16 protein-coding genes are annotated in these 15056 nt (G+C 43.7%); 10 read left to right on the top strand and 6 right to left on the bottom strand.

The window, feature by feature from the left end; translation table 11 throughout:
• The first annotated feature begins 59 nt into the window (after positions 1 to 59).
• A complete protein-coding gene (locus tag KXJ80_RS14960) occupies positions 60 to 974 on the top strand; it encodes a LysR family transcriptional regulator (protein ID WP_218738415.1) in 915 nt (304 codons plus the stop codon).
• 159 nt (positions 975 to 1133) lie between these two features.
• A complete protein-coding gene (locus KXJ80_RS14955; RefSeq protein ID WP_023265690.1) occupies positions 1134 to 1928 on the top strand; it encodes a TIGR00266 family protein in 795 nt (264 codons plus the stop codon).
• 121 nt (positions 1929 to 2049) lie between these two features.
• Here the strand turns inward: KXJ80_RS14955 and KXJ80_RS14950 are convergent, their stop codons facing one another.
• From KXJ80_RS14950 to KXJ80_RS14940, 3 genes are all read right to left on the bottom strand, one after another.
• The gene (locus KXJ80_RS14950) at positions 2050 to 3309 is read right to left on the bottom strand and encodes a lipopolysaccharide biosynthesis protein (protein ID WP_099457938.1); all 1260 of its coding nucleotides are present in this window, start codon (positions 3307 to 3309) and stop codon (positions 2050 to 2052) included.
• A gap of 442 nt (positions 3310 to 3751) precedes the next feature.
• Positions 3752 to 4084, bottom strand: a complete 333-nt coding sequence (locus KXJ80_RS14945; RefSeq protein ID WP_037417651.1) for a hypothetical protein — start codon at positions 4082 to 4084, stop codon at positions 3752 to 3754.
• Between the two features lie 75 nt (positions 4085 to 4159).
• Positions 4160 to 4621, bottom strand: a complete 462-nt coding sequence (locus KXJ80_RS14940) for an EVE domain-containing protein (protein WP_099457939.1) — start codon at positions 4619 to 4621, stop codon at positions 4160 to 4162.
• Positions 4622 to 4922: 301 nt separating this feature from the next.
• On the opposite strand from KXJ80_RS14940, the gene KXJ80_RS14935 reads away from it, so the two are divergent.
• The 4 genes from KXJ80_RS14935 (at position 4923) to KXJ80_RS14920 (ending at position 8570) form a co-directional block, all read left to right on the top strand.
• Positions 4923 to 5303, top strand: a complete 381-nt coding sequence (locus tag KXJ80_RS14935) for a DUF6508 domain-containing protein (protein ID WP_055647550.1) — start codon at positions 4923 to 4925, stop codon at positions 5301 to 5303.
• 126 nt (positions 5304 to 5429) lie between these two features.
• Complete coding sequence (locus KXJ80_RS14930; protein WP_218738416.1) at positions 5430 to 7154, top strand: AMP-binding protein; 1725 nt, start codon at positions 5430 to 5432, stop codon at positions 7152 to 7154.
• Positions 7155 to 7469: 315 nt separating this feature from the next.
• Positions 7470 to 8222 carry a substrate-binding periplasmic protein gene (locus KXJ80_RS14925; protein ID WP_218738417.1) on the top strand — a complete coding sequence of 251 codons (753 nt, stop codon included), beginning with the start codon at positions 7470 to 7472 and terminating at the stop codon, positions 8220 to 8222.
• A gap of 30 nt (positions 8223 to 8252) precedes the next feature.
• Complete coding sequence (locus KXJ80_RS14920; protein ID WP_256931092.1) at positions 8253 to 8570, top strand: alpha/beta fold hydrolase; 318 nt, start codon at positions 8253 to 8255, stop codon at positions 8568 to 8570.
• Positions 8571 to 8707: 137 nt separating this feature from the next.
• Here the strand turns inward: KXJ80_RS14920 and KXJ80_RS14915 are convergent, their stop codons facing one another.
• On the bottom strand, positions 8708 to 9115 hold the full coding sequence (locus tag KXJ80_RS14915) for a YccF domain-containing protein (protein WP_218738418.1): 408 nt from the start codon (positions 9113 to 9115) through the stop codon (positions 8708 to 8710).
• 253 nt (positions 9116 to 9368) lie between these two features.
• On the opposite strand from KXJ80_RS14915, the gene KXJ80_RS14910 reads away from it, so the two are divergent.
• From KXJ80_RS14910 to KXJ80_RS14895, 4 genes are all read left to right on the top strand, one after another.
• The gene (locus tag KXJ80_RS14910; protein ID WP_218738419.1) at positions 9369 to 10319 is read left to right on the top strand and encodes a 1-aminocyclopropane-1-carboxylate deaminase/D-cysteine desulfhydrase; all 951 of its coding nucleotides are present in this window, start codon (positions 9369 to 9371) and stop codon (positions 10317 to 10319) included.
• A 95-nt stretch (positions 10320 to 10414) separates the two neighbouring features.
• Positions 10415 to 11128 carry an NrtR DNA-binding winged helix domain-containing protein gene (locus KXJ80_RS14905; RefSeq protein WP_218738420.1) on the top strand — a complete coding sequence of 238 codons (714 nt, stop codon included), beginning with the start codon at positions 10415 to 10417 and terminating at the stop codon, positions 11126 to 11128.
• Between the two features lie 339 nt (positions 11129 to 11467).
• Positions 11468 to 12355, top strand: a complete 888-nt coding sequence (gene prs / locus KXJ80_RS14900; RefSeq protein ID WP_218738421.1) for a ribose-phosphate diphosphokinase — start codon at positions 11468 to 11470, stop codon at positions 12353 to 12355.
• A 7-nt stretch (positions 12356 to 12362) separates the two neighbouring features.
• Positions 12363 to 13838: a nicotinate phosphoribosyltransferase gene (locus KXJ80_RS14895; RefSeq protein WP_259474459.1), complete on the top strand. Its 1476-nt coding sequence runs from the start codon at positions 12363 to 12365 to the stop codon at positions 13836 to 13838.
• A 157-nt stretch (positions 13839 to 13995) separates the two neighbouring features.
• On the opposite strand, the gene KXJ80_RS14890 is transcribed toward KXJ80_RS14895, so the two are convergent.
• Together KXJ80_RS14890 and KXJ80_RS14885 are read right to left on the bottom strand one after the other, a co-directional pair.
• The gene (locus KXJ80_RS14890) at positions 13996 to 14256 is read right to left on the bottom strand and encodes a hypothetical protein (protein WP_037417676.1); all 261 of its coding nucleotides are present in this window, start codon (positions 14254 to 14256) and stop codon (positions 13996 to 13998) included.
• Positions 14257 to 14526: 270 nt separating this feature from the next.
• Positions 14527 to 14700: a hypothetical protein gene (locus KXJ80_RS14885; protein WP_011072074.1), complete on the bottom strand. Its 174-nt coding sequence runs from the start codon at positions 14698 to 14700 to the stop codon at positions 14527 to 14529.
• Positions 14701 to 15056 lie beyond the last annotated feature (356 nt).

Below are 15056 nucleotides of genomic sequence, written 5' to 3'. Positions count from 1 at the left end.
TAACTACTTTACGCTTCGTAGCGTTTGCGTGACATTTATATTCGCGCCAAGGAGTCCCCATGCGCATCGATATTGATGCTTTTAATGTCCTGCAAGTGTTAGTGGAAGAGGGCAGTTTTGCTAAGGCTGCCGAGCGTTTGCATAAGGCGCAATCGGCGGTGAGCTATCAGGTTAAAAAGCTAGAGGAACATTTAGGTGTGCAACTTTTTAGCCGTGACCAATACCGCGCCGAGCTGACGAGTGAAGGGCGGGTGATCTTGGCCGAGGGGCAAAGACTGTTACAACACCTTGCCAATATTGAACATCTTGCCAGTCGTTTTAGTGAAGGTTGGGAACCAAAACTGGAGTTAGTGATCGATGGCGCCTTGCCGATGGAGCCGATTATGACTGCGCTTAAACGAATGGCTGAGCATCAAATCCCGACGAAAATTCAGCTCAACATGGAGTTTCTCGGCGGTGTGCAGCATAGATTCGAACGTGATAATGCGGATCTGATGTTGGTTAAAGACTACCGCACCGGCCCCTATTATCACCCACAGCCGCTGCCAGCGATTACTAGCGTGCTGGTGACGAGTGCTTCACATCCGCTGGCACTATTAAAAAAAATCAGTCTGCCTGAGTTACAGCAGCATGTTGAGCTGACCATCGAAGATTCCTCCCCCAATAAAACCTATCGAGATGAGCTGCAATTCGGTGGCGATAAAGTGTTTTATCTTTCTGGTTTTATTATGAAAAAGAATGCGTTATTAAAAGGACTCGGCTTTGGCTGGCTGCCAGACTTTTTAGTGCAAGCGGAACTTTTGAGCGGTGAGTTGGTGGAGGTCGACTTTGTCGGTGGCAGTCGTTATACCTTTATCCCCCAATTAGTGTCGACCCTTGAGCGCCCCCTGGGCCGTGCGGGTAAGCTGTTTACTGAATTGATCCTAGAGGAATTTGCTAAGGCAGAGCAGTTTAATGGGGTGGGTTTAGGTTAATCCGCTGCTACTTGTCATGTTTTGAAACAACTTTCTGCTGCAAAATTGAGATAAAAATAATCGCATTTTGACATTTTATGTCATAGAGTAAGTCCTAAATCGAACTATGTTTTACGACTTATCAAATCAATAAGGACTGACAGAGTAAAGGGGAATTGTATGTCTAGACGTTGCCATGAAGTGGACTATGAAATTATCGGCCACAGTATGCAGTTGGTTGAAGTGGAGCTCGACCCTAATGAGACTGTGATCGCTGAAGCTGGTGCTATGAATTATTTGGAGCAGGACATCAGCTTTGAGGCCAAAATGGGTGATGGCTCCGAGCCGGAGTCAGGCTTTTTTGGCAAGTTGATGGGGGCCGGTAAACGTGTGCTGACGGGTGAGAGCATCTTTATGACGCACTTTACTAACCTCGGGCATCAAAAACGCAAAGTCGCCTTTGCAGCGCCTTATCCCGGTACGATTTTGGCGATAGATCTCGCCCAATATGGTGGCGAGCTGATTTGCCAGAAAGACAGTTTTCTCGCTGCAGCCCTTGGAACTCGCGTTAGCATGAAGTTTAATCGCCGTTTAGGTACAGGCTTTTTTGGCGGTGAAGGGTTTATTCTGCAGAGTTTACAAGGCGATGGCATGGCGTTTATCCATGCGGGAGGCACTTTAGTTAAGAAAGAACTAAAAGGTGAAACCTTGCGTGTCGACACAGGTTGTTTGGTCGGTTTTACCCCGGGGATTGATTACGATATCGAGCGCGCAGGCTCGTTAAAATCGATGGTTTTTGGCGGTGAAGGGCTATTTTTAGCGACCTTAAAGGGCCATGGTACTGTGTGGTTACAGAGTCTGCCGTTCTCACGGATGGCGGATCGTATTATTGCTCATGCACCATCAGCAGGTGGTAGCGACCGCGGCGAAGGTTCAGTCCTCGGTGGGCTTGGCCGTATGCTTGATGGCCGTTAAGATATCGGTCAAATCGACATAAACTGAACACTCGAGTAATCGCGCTTTCTATTGGTCAGGCATCCCAAACTAGCTTATGGGATGCCTTTTTATTGTCGTTTTTGGTTTACTTAAGCGGGTTTTAGTTGTGTTTAAGACCTTGCTGAATGCGCTTTTCAACCTGTCTTGATATCAAATACATCATTAAATAACCTGTGCCTAAGGCCAAAATCACCGCCACAACATTTTCTGTATACAATCGATAAGCGTAGAAAGTACCAATCAGTACGACGATACCACTAAGGCGTATGAGTAGGCTTTGGGTAAAATAGCCATGGGCTTTGAGATTGGCTAACTGATAGCCATTAAGCATCATAAAGATAAAGAACATGGAGAAATGCATTAATACCGGAGCGGCTTTAAGGTATTGCTCAGGAAATAACCAAGCCACCAATGGCTTACTTGCGAATAACATCATCACGAAAAATATTCCGCTGACCCACAACGAAACCTTTGTCAGCCATGATTTGATTTGCTGAACCTCTTCAAAGCGTTTTTCTCGCACGCACACTGCGACTTCGGGTAGTACAAAACGGTAAATGGGGAAGACAAAAAGTAGGGTAAGGTATGTGATCATCGGCCGCACTACCACTTGGAAATCACCCAATTCGTCTATGCTGAAATAAGCAATAGTCAGTAGTACTGTAATGTAAATCATCAAGATACTGGCACCCGCTTCCATCGAGGCGGTCAGACTTTTCTTCATAAAACTGCGCAACCCCGGATCAAAATGCACTGCAGTTAAGGGCGGAGTGGCGATATCCTTGCGCCGTTTGAAGTACATATAGAAGGCAACGATGAGTGATGACAGTGTCATACTGTAAAAGAGTGATGCAATGGCAGTTTGTTGTAACCCATAAAAACAGAATAAAAAGCTGGTGACTTGCGCGAGAGGCTCTAACCAAGTGACTCGATTGGAGATAGCATATAGCCTGTACATGGCAATTTGATTGGTAAAATAGACCTTGAGCCCCATACTCAAAATAATGCCAACCAATTGAAAATATTCTACATTAAGCTGGAGTTTGTGTTTGATATAAGGCAACACAACGCCCCATGCGAGCAGTACCATTGCGATTAAGCTGTAGCGGAATATATTAGTGATATCCACATCTTGCTTGGTTTGAGAGTAGGTTACTACCATAGAAGAGCGAAACCCTGTCATCAGGATCAGCGATAACGAAATGATATCGATAACAGTGTGATAGAGTGCAAGATCAGCTTTGACTACCCATTGTGCTAACCAAAGTTTAAATAGAAAACCCACGACAATACTGGCCAGCGATGCCCAAAAACCTGCAACAATCGCTTGCTTAACCCGTTGAAGTGAAGTTTGTTCCATATTCAAAATCCAGCGTTAGTTTGCGATCATTATGTGGATGGAATGCATGCAATTCGGCTTATGCTTCAAGCGCATCATCCTATTAGGTTGGTGACACAATGGCTTTTTTGATGCTTGTTTTATTGAGTTGAAGCTGTGTTGTACGCGAAGGTTTTAAGATGCTTAGCATCGATACGGCTTCAGTTATTGCACGCCACGGCAGCCGTTTCATCTTATATTTATGCGCAGCTTCATAGTTGCAGAGTCTAACATCCTACCGATTTTCGACCAAACAGCAGAGCGTAAAGATATGATAAATATCAGCATGTTGCTTAGATGTAACACTTGTTATTAATGTGCCGATATCGATGTAGTCATCGGAATCAACTTAAGGTGAGATAAAAGCATTGGCTAAAATGTTGGCACTCTCAAAATAGTTGAGCGTGCCAACGAATGATCTGCACTAATCAGTAATGATATTGACGATATCGAGGATCTTGCGACTCTTTTCATCCAATTTAATAATTGCACCCTCGACTTGGATACTGATCCTTCCCTCTCTATCTAAGGGCACAACAATACGTCCGCGGTCATAAATATCGTAATCTAAGATATCACCACGGTGCAGTTTTTTCTGCCATCCTGGAGGGAGAGGCTGACCCTTATCTACTTTCTTCTGTAGGCCAGGAGGTAAGCCAGTATCTCTCTTGTCATGTTCAGGTTTCGCCAAAGTGACCGACGGGGCTAGTAAACTGAGCACGACCCCACCAATCAGTGGTGCAGTTAATTTATTCATACTCACTTCCTTGGGTATTGCATTGTTAGGGCCAATCTAGCTTAGCTTAAATGAACTTTAGCTGAATATATGCCATTAACATCTGAGCATCAGTACGGCTTGCCATTGCTCGTCGGTAACGGGTTGAATACTTAGCCGTGAGCCTTTCGATACTAGGTACATATCAGCTAACTGCGGCAAGCTTTTAATTAAGCTGAGAGGAATGATTTCTTTGAATTGTTCCACAAAGCGAATATCGACCCTTAGCCATCTTGGGTTGCTAGGATCTGACTTAGGATCAAAATACTTTGATTCTGGATCAAAGGCCGTACTATCCGGGTAGGCGTTCGTGACGACTTCGGCAATGCCGACAATACCGGGTACTTTGCAGCTTGAATGATAGAAGAAGACCTGATCGCCAACTTGCATGGCATCGCGCATAAAGTTACGTGCTTGGTAGTTACGGATCCCAAACCAAGCTTCGGTTTGATTAGGCCTTGCTTTAAGATCTTCGATACTAAATTCGTCGGGTTCCGATTTCATAAGCCAGTAATTCATTTTGTGTCCTTTTACTGAAATAACAGTCTTATCGCGTTAATTCCTTGAGTTTATCTTAGTTCTTACTGACCTCCCAGTTAACTGTATTGATGGCTGCGTGTTTTGAACCGTTAAGTCAGTGTTCAGTTAACACCGCTTACCCTGTCATCACTATCGAGTCTGGTATGACTGATGCTGCAATTGCAGCAATGCAATATCACAACTCAATACAAGCAAAGTTGACGAGTTTAGGTTAAACCCAAGCGAGTTTTTCAATCCCTGACTTATAACAAAAGTAATGTTGAAATCAGTGAGGTGTGCTATGGAAGCTTCAACAATGATGACAGACTGTGGTTTATACACTAAATATCTTAAGGACTTCACCGCAGGTGATGCGAGTTTACACCGTGATCGCATGTTGGAATTTATTAGCGATTTAACCGCTCAGGGCTGGTTACTTGCTAATTTTACTTGGGATTATTGGTATAATAACAGTTACTTGGTGGATAAGCCCGCTTATATCCGTGATGCCAGTGTGGCCCAATGCCGCCTATTATTGACCGCAATGACACGTTTAGAGGTTTTTAGCCCAGGGGTGTTAGAGAATATGCGCCGCCAAGGAGTGCTACTGGCGATTATGGAGCGTCTGCAGTGTCTAGAGGCATCAACATCCAATAACCAGGATGTATTTATGAGCCGTTAATCGGGCTTTAGGGAAAGGGGATGACCTTACTCTTTAGTCTAATACTGGATTTTTTTACTTGTGACATGTTCCGTGGATTGGTTAGTTTGGACCACGCTAACCATAATAAAAAGCACGGAGGCCTTAATGTCTGCTTCAAAGACTCAAGCAACAAATCAACCTACTAGTCCACTTAAATATAGTGAGTTTCGCGGAGCTAACGCCCCAAAACTTGTTGAAAAAACCATAGGACAATACCTTAACGATATTGCTAACACCTATCCCGAACAGTTAGCCGTTGTCGTTAACCATCAAAATATTCGCTGGAATTACCGTCAATATCTTGCACAAATCGACGCGCTTGCAACAGGTTTACTCAAATTAGGCATAGGTCCAGGGGACCGCGTCGGTATTTGGTCACCCAATAATATTGAGTGGTGTTTAACCCAATTTGCTACTGCCAAAATTGGCGCCATCATGGTGTGTATTAACCCCGCTTATCGCCCTGAAGAATTACAATATGCCTTGACTAATGTGGGTTGTCGCGCGGTGATCTGCGCTGATAAATTCAAGTCCAGCAACTACTTGCAGATGATCTACCAGCTGGCGCCTGAACTTAAGCAGTGCGCTGCGGGTCAATTGCAGGCTAAGGCATTACCAGAGTTGCAATTTGTGATCCGCATGGGAGCTGAAAAGTCTCCCGGCATGTTGAACTTCGATGATTTATTAGTCGAGGTGAGCGAAGATGATAAAGCAATGCTTGCGCGTATTGCCAATGAACTCAGCCCCTATGATGCGATTAATATCCAATTTACCTCTGGCACAACGGGTAGCCCAAAGGGGGCGACCTTATCGCACCATAACATCTTGAATAACGGTTATTTAGTGGCCGAGGCGATGAGGTTTACCTGCGATGATAAGCTCTGTATCCCCGTACCTTTGTACCATTGTTTTGGTATGGTGCTAGGTAATCTCGTTTGCTTGGCTAAGGGCGCTGCGGCCATATTTCCGGGAGATTCTTTCGATCCTCTCACGACCTTAGAAGTGATTGAGCGTGAGCGCTGCACCGCACTACATGGTGTCCCTACAATGTTTATTGCCGAGTTAGAACATCCTGAATTTAAACGTTTTGATCTCAGTTCGTTGCGTACGGGCGTGATGGCGGGGGCGACTTGTCCTGAAGAGGTTATGCGGCGGGTACAGCAGTTGATGTATATGCAGGAGGTGTTAATCGGCTATGGCCAAACCGAGTGCAGTCCGTTAAATCACATTACTGAAATCGATTCTCCAGTGGAGAAGCGTGTTCTCACCGTTGGTCGGGCGTTACCCCATACTGAAGTGAAAATTGTCAATGAGTTTGGCGAAGTGCTGCCGATTAATCAGCCCGGTGAAGTCTGTAGCCGAGGATATTGCATCATGCAATGTTATTGGAATGATCCTGAAAAAACCGCCGCCACAATTGACAGTGAAGGTTGGTTACATTCGGGCGATATTGGCCAAATGGATGAGCAAGGTTACGTGCAAATTGTGGGGCGGATTAAGGATATGATTATTCGCGGGGGCGAGAATATCTATCCCCGAGAAATTGAAGAAAAACTCTATACCCACAAAGATGTGCAGGATGCCGCAGTGTTTGGCGTCCACAGTGATAAATATGGTGAGGAAGTCTGTGCGTGGATTAAAGTCCGCTCAGGGGCGTCGATTACTGAGGAGGGTATTCGTCATTTCCTTACCGAAAAGTTCGCCTATTTTAAAGTGCCACGTTATATCAAATTTGTGGACCAATACCCGATGACCGTTACGGGTAAAATCCAAAAATTTAAAATGCGTGAGCTGATGTATCAAGAGCTGTACGAAGATATTAATGCCTAAAAGGCATAAACTCTCAAACCGACCCAAGCTTGAACGCTTGGGTTTATTTTTATATGGCCATCTGTGCTTAAGGAAAACATTGTCGCATGACCATCAGGTTTTCCTTCAGTCTTCCCCTTGTCGTAAAGATGTCGTTTTTGGCGGCGATAGTTCTGCCTACTCCGAGCATTGCTGTCTTAGCGTGGTCCTACAAGGCTAAACAGATAACAAATATTCGCTGTATCTATAGGTATGGCTGATTATACTGAATAGAGTTAAACCGATGAGCTATTTGTTTTTTTAGCGATTAATAGATGAGTCTTTGATGGAGGCATTATGATCCGCTGGTGCCCACTGATGTTTAGTTGCCTATTAACCGTGGCAAATACGACATTTGCTGACACGCTGAAGCTAACGTCATTACTTTGGCCGCCGTATTCCGGCTATCAACTCCAGCACCAAGGCGCGAGTGTTGCGGTGGCTAAGGCGGCGTTTGAGCAAATGGAACAAAAACTTATCGTGGATTTTTACCCTTGGAGCCGCGCGATTAAATTAGCCGTTATGCCGGGCTCAGACTACATTGGCTATTTTCCAGAATATTATTTTGAAACCGATAAGTTTATTTTTTCTAAACCGATTGGTATTGGCCCATTAGGTATTGTTGAGCAAAAATCCCGTCCCATTAGTTGGCATCATTTAGCCGATTTGAATCGTTATACTTTAGGTATTGTGCAGGATTATGTGAATACCGACTCGTTGGATGTAATGATTGCTTCAGGGAGTCAACCTGTCGAAGCGGCAACATCCGATGAGCAAAATATCAAAAAGGTGGCGGCTGGTCGTATTGACGGCGCTGTGATTGATATTAATGTGCTGCATTATCTACTTAAACAACCCCACCTTCAGCCGCTCGCAGATAAGTTACAGGTCAATCGACAACTGATTGCCAATAAACAACTTTATGTCGCGTTTCGTAATACAGAAGAGGGACGGCGTTGGCGGGATATTTTTGATCAAGGTTTAGCGAAGCTCGATATTGATAGCATTATGGGCGATTTGTTATTTCAGCAAGAAGCCTTAAGTCAGTAATGCTATTTTGCACCTAACCAAAGATGTGAGATGACAAGTTTTGTCATCATTTTGTCTAACACCGCGAGTAATCAGTTGTGGGCGGCATTTCATTATCACTGCTCAGCATGTTTGTGTGTGCCAGTAAGTATTTTGTCGGGTGATCGCGATGGGTTAGTCAAGATCCAAACCAGCAGGGCATTGGCACAATATTTTAAGGTCGACTTAGTTGTGTTGGCCTATGATGGTCATGACATCACCATAGATGCGTCAGCTAAACTGGCGCATTATCTCTTTGAAATCATCTGCTCACCGGAGCAGGATGCGGGTGAGCAGTTTGCTGATAGCGCTGATTTACTCAATGAATAAAGGGATTATTACGAAGCAGAATTAGTGCAATCGCTGCCGAACTATGCATCAGCACTACCCACCTATGCTGAGTAGTGCTGAGTAATATGCCTTACACCTTGACGATCATGGTTATTACGCTTTCGCTACTGTGGTTATTACGCTTTCGCTACTATGGTTTGCCCAATCGGCATTAGGCTTAACAGCGCCAGCTTAAGATGTTGGATCCCGAAAGGGATACCGATAATCGTCACAAAGCAGGCAAGAGCATGGGCCAAATGACCAATAGCCAACCAAATCCCAAACAGTAAGAACCAAATGATATTGCCCACCATGCCAAAGGCGCCTGTTCCTAAATCTTCACGGCCAGTTAAATGACGGCGATTCATTTGTTCTTGTCCAAAGGGCCAGAAGGTCAATTCACCAATCACAAAGCAGGCGCGACCAAAGGGAATACCGATAATACTGATAAAACACAAAATCCCCGCAAGCCACCAGGCTAGGCCCATCACAAATCCACCAAGGACAAACCAAGCAATATTGAAAATTAACCGTAGTAATGACATTGAAAACTCCTTATCGAATCCAAAATCTGTGCGACAGAAACAACATCCACACTCGAAATTATTAATTGATGCTTAAATGTCATAAGCGAGAATTATGCCAAAAGTTTTTTCATTAATAATCAATGGTATATTATAGTTTATACCTCTACGGATTGTGAGTTAAGCTAATATTTCGTGAATTTCCTTAATTCTTAGGAAGAATTTAGCCAAGCCCGCGTTACACTAAACACCTTATCTCCCCTTGAGTAAATAAATGCTAGCTAATAGTCCCGTCGAATCATTTTCTTTTGCAGGCAGAGAGATCTTTCTTAAAAGAGATGATTTATTACATCCTGCTTTTAGTGGTAATAAGGCGCGTAAGTTTGCCTATTTTCTAGACCATGATTTTGCTGGTGTGACTAAGGTGATTGGTCATGGCTCCGCGCAGGCTAATTCACTGTATTCGCTGTCGGCGCTCGCCAAACTCAAAGGCTGGCAGTGTGATTTTTATGTGGACCATATTGCTAGCCACGTACTGACTTTACCGACAGGGAACTATGCCGCAGCTATCGCCAATGGTACACAGGTTATTGATTTATCAAGCCTGATAGCAGCTAATCCTTTTCTTCAGCGTGAGTCTAAGTGGACTTGCCATGACTATATTGAGCATGAAGTTTTGGCTGCTGAGCCTGACGCTTTATTTATTCCGGAAGGCGGGCGCTGTCAGTATGCGGAGTATGGTGTCAGTCTGTTAGCCGTTGAAATTGAAACGTGGGCAATGCAACAGGGACTGACTGAACTGAAAGTGTTTTTACCCGCAGGAACGGGAACCACTGCATTATTTTTAAACCAATATTTTGTGCGTAAGCAAAGTCACATTCGAGTGCTTACCTGCGCAGTGGTGGGCGGCGATGAGTATTTAGCGCAGCAGTTTTATGAGTTAAATCCTAACGCTGCTGAGCATCCACAGATTTTGAATGTGGGGAAGAAATACCACTTTGGTAAACTCTATCCTGAGTTTTATGCCATGTGGCAGCGGATTTGCGCCTCAGGTATTCAATTTGAATTACTCTACGATCCCTTAGGTTTTATAGTGTTAGAAAAATATTTACCGCAGTGGGGCACAAGCCCTGTGATGTATATCCATCAAGGTGGTTTGCTTGGAAATGAAACCATGTTGCCACGTTATTTGCGTAAATTTGGTAAAAGTCGTACGACCCTATAGAGCAGATGATTTACTTAGTGACGCTAAGACATAATATGTTTGAAGCGACGTAATCTCTAAGTTAAGCTTACGACGTCAAACGATGGAAAATACTCATGACTGAAGCGGAATATCTCGCCAATTACGATCCTAAAGCTTTTAAGGCTCAGCTACTGACGGTTGATGCCGTATTATTTACCTATCATGATCAGCAACTTAAAGTACTCTTAGTACAACGCTCAAATCATCCCTTTTTAGGTTTTTGGGGATTACCCGGAGGATTTATCGATGAACATTCCGATCAATCCCTAGAGGAAGCGGCGTTACGCAAATTGCAGGAAAAAACGGCGGTAGTGCCACCTTATATTGAGCAGCTTTGCACTGTCGGTAATAGTCACCGCGATGTGAGAGGCTGGTCGGTGACCGTGTGTTATACCGCGTTGATGAGTTATCAAGCCTGCGAAACCCAGATTGATTCAGTGAGTGATGTTAAGTGGTGGCCATTAGAGGATGTGTTACAGATGTCCTTGGCGTTTGATCATCTGCAATTAATTGAGCAAGCGCGGGAACGTTTAACTCAGAAAGCCTTATATTCTTTAGTGCCAGGCTTTGCGCTGTCTGAACCTTTTACCTTGCCAGAGCTGCAACATGTGCATGAAGTCTTACTGGGTAAGCCTATCCAAGGGAAATCGTTCCGTCGACGGGTTGAGCAGGCCGATTTATTGATTGATACGGGCTTAAAACGTACTGAACGTGGCCGTCCAGCCAATTTATACCGTTTGAAGTCGGATACGGCATCGTATCGATTCTTAAGAAATCTAGAATGTTAGTCAAAGTGTTTGCCGCTTAAAGTGGTTGCCCATAGCAATAATAGTGACAGATTATACGGTACATACAGTTAGCTTGAGTTATCAGGGTTTATGTAGCCGTCGATGTAGTCGTAATACGTCCATTCTTTGCTTTTCGATATCTATTTCCCCATTATCAAAGCTAAATTGCATATAGTGTCTTAAAGACATTATATGCAATTTAGGTATATTCCTTAGCATTATCCGATAAAAAATAGTCTAAAAATCAACTTTACATAATAGTGTCTATAAGACACTATTGTCTTGCAGACAACAAGATTGCTGTATATCACAGCGATCTTGCACAGACAGGAGGTGAATATGTCTCTAGGTATTCAAATGCATCAAGGCACAGTTAACTCACCACATCAGCAAGCTGATTTTTATCAGCTTCCCGCCACTAGCGATGAGGCTAATTACCGTTTATTTCAATTTGGTGCGGGGGAGAATCATGTTCAACTGCGGGTTCCTCCAGCGAAACGCGTCACACTCTTTTTCGGTTATCGTGGCGATCAATCCATCATGCAACTCTTATTGTTAACTGATGCATTACGCCGCAGCGGTGCAGAGCAGATCGATCTGTTACTGCCTTATATGCCAGGCGCCCGCCAAGATAGAGTCTGTAATGTGGGCGAGGCCTTATCGGTAAAAGTCTATGCCAGCCTGATTAATCAGCAGCAATATGCTTCAGTCAGTATTTTTGACCCGCACAGCGATGTCACCGCGGCATTATTAGACCGAGTGCAAGTTATTGACAACCACAGCTTTGTCGCCGCGATTGCAGCTCAATTGACCGGTGATCTAGTGTTAGTTTCGCCTGATGCGGGGGCGAATAAGAAAGTATTCGGCTTAGCTAAGGCGTTACAGGGAATGCCGGTGATCAGGGCCGATAAACATCGTGATGTGGTCAATGGCCATATTATCGCTACCGAAGTGTTCTGTGATGATTTATCAGGTAAAACCTGCTTAATCGTTGATGACATTTGTGCTGGTGGCAGAACCTTTATCGAACTTGCCATCAAGTTAAAGCAAAAGGGGGCCCAAAGCGTCATTTTGATTGTGTCACATTATGAAGATAAAGCCAGCGAATCGGCTCTGCGCGAGGCGGGCATAGACAGATTATTTTGTACCGATAGTTTAGGTGTCCCTACACATATTTCGAGCGAGTTCTGTGATTGCCATGCTGTTTTGCGTTTTATGAATCATTAAGGAAAATATGATGTACTTGAATCCCGTTACCGCCATTGATGGCTACAAAGTCGACCACCGTCGTCAATATCCTGATAATACTCAAGTGATTTTTAGTAACTTGACCGCCCGTAAATCCCGTCGTGGTTATACTGAGCAGATGGTATTTTTTGGTCTGCAATATTTTATCAAGCATTACTTAATTGACAGTTGGAACCGTGATTTCTTTCAACAGCCCAAAGAGCAAGTGATCCGCCAATTCTCCCGCCGCATTAATAACTATCTTGGGCCAAATAATGTCGGTACTCAGCATATTGAGGCGTTACATGATTTAGGCTATTTACCCATTAAAATCATGGCATTGCCGGAAGGTTCAGCATATCCCTTAAAAGTGCCTTGCTTGGTTTTGTACAATACCGATGAGCGGTTCTTTTGGTTGACTAATTATCTCGAAACCATTCTTTCTGCCAATGTGTGGGGTATGTGTACTAGCGCCACTACTGCGCTGCAATACCGCAAAATATTTGAGACTTACGCGCTAGAAACCGATGGTGACATCGCATTTGTTGATTGGCAGGGCCATGATTTTAGTTTCCGCGGCATGTATGGTGCAGAGGCTGCGGTAATGAGCGGCGCCGCCCATCTACTCAGTTTTACGGGTACAGATACCATTCCCGCGATTGATTTTCTTGAACAATATTATCTTGCAGACAGTGATAAGGAACTCGTTGGCGGCAGTGTGGCCGCAACGGAGCACAGTGTGATGTGTGCAGGTGGCATGGAGAATGAGTTAGAGACGTTCCGCCGTTTGATTGAAGATATTTATCCTAGCGGCATTGTCAGTATCGTTTCTGATTCTTGGGATTTTTGGCAGGTGATGACAGAGTTCACAGTTGCCTTAAAAGACCGCATTCTTGCCCGTGAGGGCAAAGTGGTGTTTAGGCCTGATACGGGTTGTCCGGTGAAGATCATTTGTGGCGATCCACAAGCAGCTGTGGGGAGTCCTGAGTATAAAGGCGCTATCGAGTGTTTGTGGGATGTCTTTGGGGGCAGCACAACTGCCAAAGGTTACAAATTACTCGATAGCCATGTCGGACTGATTTATGGCGATTCAATCACCATTGAACGGGCTGAAGCCATTTGCGCCGGTTTGAAGGCTAAAGGTTTTGCATCAACCAATATTGTGTTTGGAATTGGCAGTTTTACCTATCAACACGTGACCCGAGATACTGACGGGTACGCGGTGAAAGCAACCTTTGCGAAAGTGGATGGCAAAGACAGAGAAATATTTAAAGATCCTAAAACCGATGATGGTACTAAAAAATCCGCTAAGGGATTAGTGGCGGTATTTAAAGATGCGCAAGGTCAATTTTATCTTAAAGATCAAGCAAGCTGGCAAGATGTTAACCATTGCGAATTTGTCCCCGTATTTGCCGATGGTGAATTATTAACTGAATATTCTTTGGCAGATATTCGCGCAAGATTGGCAGCGTCTCGTTGTTAACGATGTAAATCCCATTTCTACAATGAGATAGAAATTAGGCTGGCAATGCGGTTTTTATGTGAATACGCTTGCCAGTCAACTTAAATCATACTGGCTGTCATGACGGCTGTTATTGCTAAATGCGCTAGTCACATAATAAAACGGTGAGAACAAAAGGCTAAGAGACTAGCTGGTTTCGTTTAAGAATTTTATAGGTGCGACGGCCAATGTTTTCGAGGTTTTTTAAATCTTTTAGGCTGGGTACCGCATCGGAATATTGCCAATAGCTGATTTCTGCATCGAGCATTTCAAGCATTTTTTTCGAACAACCTAAACATTCGCCTTGGCACATTTGTGCTTCATCTAAATTCAGCGGAATTGTTTGCTGGATTTGCGCGATAAGCTGTTGCATAGCGGTTTTGGTATTCGGTTTTGACATAAAAATACTTCACAGTCAGAAAGTGTGAACATATTAGCAGAAGCGAAAATTGATAGAATTGATCTAGATTAATACACATTTGGTTCAGCGTGTATCCATGTGAGCTAGATACTGGCTGAACCAAACGAGTTCGTCATATCGACGTGAAGGGATAGCAAATCGTGATATTTGGCTATCGATAAAGGCGAGTTGATTTCGGTATGGCGAGGAAAATGGGACCGAATAAACCAACATGCCATTATGTGTACTCGATGAGTACTTAATTCAGACTTATTTATTTGACGACAAAAGCCATTTCATAAAGTTTAAGGCTTCGGTACGTTTTGAAAACGTCTGTCTGTTTTTACCTTGTCTATCGGTAAAAGCAATTGAAGTTTTGTTGACTGAAATTGAATCTACAGGGAAGTTCACTGTGATTTCATGTCCGTTAATTTTGTATGACATAGGCCACACTCCTTTTAATTAAATTCACCCTTAGGTGAGCAAGTAATAACGATAAAATATCCTTAGCATAATTGCGAAAGATGATACTAATGAGTCTTGAGGTTACCCATTCCACCATGATTAATCAAGAGATGCTGTATTGATAACTAATGCAAATCAGCGATTGTGTCAATGGAATATCCCAATTAAACCAGTTAAACATAGTCAAGTGACAGTACTATGACATTGGCCGAATTAAAGAGTTCATTTTTTTGAGTTAATGTTGAAAATTATTAACTCATTATTTTTGCAGGACTTACTTGTAGTAGGCTTTCTTTGTGAGGATCAAGTTTGATACAAGTCAAACTGATATAAAA

This window comes from Shewanella xiamenensis (assembly GCF_024971755.1).
In the GTDB taxonomy this organism is placed as follows: Bacteria; Pseudomonadota; Gammaproteobacteria; order Enterobacterales; family Shewanellaceae; genus Shewanella; species Shewanella xiamenensis.
This window is presented reverse-complemented; position numbering and strand designations above follow the sequence as displayed.

Excerpts from the sequence above, each read along its gene's own strand:
- KXJ80_RS14960 (WP_218738415.1), top strand. The coding sequence starts at position 60 with ATGCGCATCGATATTGATGCTTTTAATGTCCTGCAAGTGTTAGTGGAA.
- KXJ80_RS14955 (WP_023265690.1), top strand. The coding sequence starts at position 1,134 with ATGTCTAGACGTTGCCATGAAGTGGACTATGAAATTATCGGCCACAGT.
- KXJ80_RS14950 (WP_099457938.1), bottom strand. The coding sequence starts at position 3,309 with ATGGAACAAACTTCACTTCAACGGGTTAAGCAAGCGATTGTTGCAGGT.
- KXJ80_RS14945 (WP_037417651.1), bottom strand. The coding sequence starts at position 4,084 with ATGAATAAATTAACTGCACCACTGATTGGTGGGGTCGTGCTCAGTTTA.
- KXJ80_RS14940 (WP_099457939.1), bottom strand. The coding sequence starts at position 4,621 with ATGAATTACTGGCTTATGAAATCGGAACCCGACGAATTTAGTATCGAA.
- KXJ80_RS14935 (WP_055647550.1), top strand. The coding sequence starts at position 4,923 with ATGGAAGCTTCAACAATGATGACAGACTGTGGTTTATACACTAAATAT.
- KXJ80_RS14930 (WP_218738416.1), top strand. The coding sequence starts at position 5,430 with ATGTCTGCTTCAAAGACTCAAGCAACAAATCAACCTACTAGTCCACTT.
- KXJ80_RS14925 (WP_218738417.1), top strand. The coding sequence starts at position 7,470 with ATGATCCGCTGGTGCCCACTGATGTTTAGTTGCCTATTAACCGTGGCA.
- KXJ80_RS14920 (WP_256931092.1), top strand. The coding sequence starts at position 8,253 with ATGACAAGTTTTGTCATCATTTTGTCTAACACCGCGAGTAATCAGTTG.
- KXJ80_RS14915 (WP_218738418.1), bottom strand. The coding sequence starts at position 9,115 with ATGTCATTACTACGGTTAATTTTCAATATTGCTTGGTTTGTCCTTGGT.
- KXJ80_RS14910 (WP_218738419.1), top strand. The coding sequence starts at position 9,369 with ATGCTAGCTAATAGTCCCGTCGAATCATTTTCTTTTGCAGGCAGAGAG.
- KXJ80_RS14905 (WP_218738420.1), top strand. The coding sequence starts at position 10,415 with ATGACTGAAGCGGAATATCTCGCCAATTACGATCCTAAAGCTTTTAAG.
- prs (WP_218738421.1), top strand. The coding sequence starts at position 11,468 with ATGTCTCTAGGTATTCAAATGCATCAAGGCACAGTTAACTCACCACAT.
- KXJ80_RS14895 (WP_259474459.1), top strand. The coding sequence starts at position 12,363 with ATGATGTACTTGAATCCCGTTACCGCCATTGATGGCTACAAAGTCGAC.
- KXJ80_RS14890 (WP_037417676.1), bottom strand. The coding sequence starts at position 14,256 with ATGTCAAAACCGAATACCAAAACCGCTATGCAACAGCTTATCGCGCAA.
- KXJ80_RS14885 (WP_011072074.1), bottom strand. The coding sequence starts at position 14,700 with ATGTCATACAAAATTAACGGACATGAAATCACAGTGAACTTCCCTGTA.